A 3,694-nucleotide genomic window follows, 5' to 3' on the forward strand; every position below is an offset into this window, starting at 1 on the left:
AGAATCAACTGTGTCCGGTCAATAATTTTGAGATCCAGACTTTCTTCCAGATTTCGTACCTGAGCTCCCGAGAGCTCCTGATCAAAAATAGCTGTATTCGCTCCCAATTCTTCAGCAACTGCACGCAGTTCCTCTACTTTTCCTTTGCCAATAAACCATTTTGAATCCTTGGCTTCCTTATTCTGTGTCAGGACGCTCAGTACTTCAACTCCCGCTGTCTCAGCCAATTTCTCCAGCTCATCCAACGAGTATTCCGTATTGATGCCAGATCGTTTGACTTCATCCGTAATCAGACTGACCAGTACCGCCTTGTCCTGCATTTCAGTTTGTGTATCATGAGTGGAGTTCGCCATATTGTTTGCTCCTTTATTTTCATGTCAACTCTCGAACAGAGACCGACCTGATGTTCAGGCCGGCCCCCGTTCGATGTCATACCATTCGATGTGATTCAGATTCCTATTATCGCCTATCTTTTGTCCATTTTCAAATCCTCTGGACGCAGCGTCATCAATTCCTGCTTGCCGGGTTGCCCGCTCCGGTACTGATTGAGCAACCTGACAGCTTGGTGCCGAATTGCTTTTTCAATCACGTTACGAACATAGCGTGCATTACTAAATGCATGAAGACTGTCATTACGCTCGTTTAGCAAATGCTCCTTCATTTTAATTATGGACTGAGGCATGAGAATATAATCCCGCTCCTTGGCCATCATCTCGGAAATTTGGATAAGCTGATCTACAGTATAATCAGGAAAATCCAACTGGATTGGAAAGCGAGAAGGAAGACCAGGATTCGTTCGTAAAAAAAAGTCCATTTCTCCCGAGTATCCAGCGAGAATCAAAATAAATTGATTTTTTTGGTCTTCCATGGACTTTACCAAGGTATCAATCGCTTCTTTTCCAAAATCCTTTTCCCCTCCGCGTGCCAAACTGTAAGCCTCATCAATGAACAACACGCCGCCAAGAGATTTCTTTACCAGATCTCGCGTTTTCTGTGCAGTGTGCCCAATATACTCACCGACCAGATCAGCCCTCTCCACCTCAATCAGATGACCTTTGCTCAGTACCCCCATTTTTTGCAGCATTTTAGCGATAATGCGGGCTACTGTCGTTTTCCCCGTACCTGTATTTCCTTTGAAAATCATGTGATATACGTGTGCATTGCTCAACAATCCCGCATCCGTGCGCATATGGGCGATTTGCAAAAAGGCATATACCTCAAATACCAGGTCTTTGATGTTATCCAAGCCGACGAGATGATCGAGTTCTTTCTGAATTTCCTGATAAAGACTGAGATACTGCGGTAGCGCCTGTGACTTGGTTGAAGCCACTGCTTCCGTCTCGTCCACAGTCACCGAAGCTATCGGCTCCGGGCTACGCAGCACGACATTAATTTGTCTGGAAGGTCTCTCCTCCGACCGCTTGCCCGCGGCGATTCCCCGTCCGTTCATGCATCCATCACCTCAACATTTCTTCAGGCACAGCTTACCCTATTAATGTATTCGGTCTGGCATGTCCTTATTAGCATAAAAGCAACGGGAACGTGCACAAAGCCTTTTCTTAAATTCAGGCAACCCAAGTTTGAGCGCTGATCCACCACCGTTGCAGCGTCCATTTAGCGTATGCCAATACTTCTCTTGATTGATGAATTGGCATATTGAGCACTTTGGATTCCGTCAGAGCCATCTGAGGATGATCAAAATTCAAGAATTGAGCAATCTCCATTGCCCGAGGGCCATGATAGCTATGTGTAATGATCACGGAGGAGGTCCATCCATACTCCTTCATGATGCGCTGGCTATAGAGCAGATTTTCGTAAGTACTGGTCGCATGGTTTTCCAACACAATATGCTGTACAGGGACCCCTTTATCTACTAAATAGCGTTGCATGCCCTCGGCCTCCGTATACGGAAAATCTGGTTTATCCAGTCCCCCACTTACAATTAGACGCTGTACCGTCCCGTTGCGGTATAAGTGCAAGGCTTCTTCCAGCCTTTCCTTCAATCCAGGGCTGGGCTCAGCTCCCCACATAGAAGCACCTAGTACGATACCAATTTGCACTTGCTGGAGCGGAGTGGTAGAGGCGGCCGTATTCATGTTCCACACTCGGATACCTGCCCATACCAATCCGACCAAAATGAAAATCATCAAACAAAGTACAAGACGCTTGGATACCATAAATATTTTCTTAAGGCGACTCTGCCTGCTTTTCAACTCAGGACGTTTGGGCCCAGTGTCTTTAATCCACTGCAAAACTTTCACCGTTCTCTCTTGAAATCACCGTTGTAAAACCATTCTGCCCGGTGTTTCAGCGACATTTTAAAATAGGGGAACACGTGGGCATCTATCTGATGTAACACATCAGCCGCCGTACGGTTAGCCAATTCTGCCTCTTGTGTTGAGATATGCCCCCGTTGTAACGCCTCCTCCAATTCATCCTCATCCACTAGAAAGATTTCACCGTTTTTAAGCACCACAACATCCAAATACAAATCGTCAAACCATGGGACTCCTTGATCGGTCACACCCTGATTTCGGCAGGTATCAATATACCATTCAACGATTTGCTCCCGATTGTCAAACATAGCAGTCACCACATAGTGCTCACCTTTTGGATAATATTGCAGCCAGGAATATCCTTTATCGGCTATGCAAAACGTATGACCACCGTAACTTTTCCATAACGGCTCCTTGAGACTCAAAATTGTATACAGGGTCACATATCCTGTAAACGCGTCACTTTCTACATAACGGCAAGCAAACTTGCGATTGGTGATTCTGCGCCAGTTGGCCCGGTCTCCGAATTTGCGCTTCATAAATGATGTTCCTCTCCAACATTGGTAAAACCAGCTTACCATATTTAAACTGTACACTCAAAAAGAACCCCTTTATAACAGCAAAAAAGGTATTCTCAGACCGTGAACTGATCCGAGAATACCTTTGATTTGAAGCAAATTCAACTTGCATAAAGCAATACTTACTAATTCCGATTGTGACGTCCACGATTGGAGTTCGAATGACCGTTGGAATTGCCTTCTTGAGTTCCATCGGTTGTGACTTCAGTCGTAGATGCATCCGTATTTTCTGGATTTACCATAGTATCTTCATCAGAAATCCCTGCATCCGGCGTAGTAGTCTGACCATTTCCCTGATTAGTATCGTTTCCATTGCCGGAATTGCCACTATTGCTACCTGTGCCTCCAGCACCATTCCCATTAGTATCTCCAGGAGATACCGGAACCTGATCTGAGCCATTATTGTTATTGGTACCGCCAGGAGTTGTATTTCCCTGATCTGTACCGTTTTGTCCGTCTGTAGCCCCGCCATTATCCGGTAAGGTTCCATTCTCGTTTGGATCAGTCCCTGGCTGTGGATCAACCGGAGTTGTCTCTGCCGGAATTTCCACACGGATCGTATTAGAAGCTTCGGACTCTTTACCATCCGCCCCATAAGCTACTACATAATATTCATACGTGTTTCCAGCTATAGGAGACGTGTCTTCACCACTCGTGCCCTTCATCGCCTCCATGATTGCTGCAAAGCCTGTATCGGAAGTCCCTTTGCGATACACACGGTATTGTACATTATCCCCCGTAGCTGCAGTCCAGGATAACGATACAATTTGGGTGTCCTGACTATAAGACCCGCTCAGTCCGCTCGGAGCGGTAGCCTGAACCGGCTCTTCTGGCTTCTGC

Annotated in this window: 5 protein-coding genes; all 5 read right to left on the reverse strand. The window is 46.1% G+C overall.

Annotation, left to right across the window (positions count from 1 at the left end; all coding sequences use genetic code 11):
• Window positions 1–353 (reverse strand): HflX-like GTP-binding protein (locus tag GRP75_RS21355; protein WP_483311104.1); only part of this gene is annotated, 353 nt, incomplete at its 3' end.
• A 113-nt stretch (window positions 354–466) separates the two neighbouring features.
• Window positions 467–1,450, reverse strand: a complete 984-nt coding sequence (locus tag GRP75_RS21360; protein ID WP_160790299.1) for an AAA family ATPase — start codon at window positions 1,448–1,450, stop codon at window positions 467–469.
• 115 nt (window positions 1,451–1,565) lie between these two features.
• Window positions 1,566–2,261: an ElyC/SanA/YdcF family protein gene (locus GRP75_RS21365; protein WP_160790300.1), complete on the reverse strand. Its 696-nt coding sequence runs from the start codon at window positions 2,259–2,261 to the stop codon at window positions 1,566–1,568.
• Entirely contained in the window at window positions 2,258–2,815 is a 558-nt protein-coding gene (locus GRP75_RS21370) for a ribonuclease FAU-1 family protein (RefSeq protein ID WP_160790301.1), read from the reverse strand. Before GRP75_RS21370 ends, GRP75_RS21365 begins: the two co-directional genes overlap by 4 nt.
• A 164-nt stretch (window positions 2,816–2,979) precedes the next feature.
• Window positions 2,980–3,694, reverse strand: a 715-nt coding sequence (locus GRP75_RS21375) for a fibronectin type III domain-containing protein (RefSeq protein WP_483311105.1), incomplete at its 5' end; no start/stop codon positions are given.

Source organism: Paenibacillus sp. OT2-17 (assembly GCF_009827695.1).
In the GTDB taxonomy this organism is placed as follows: Bacteria; Bacillota; Bacilli; order Paenibacillales; family Paenibacillaceae; genus Paenibacillus; species Paenibacillus polymyxa_B.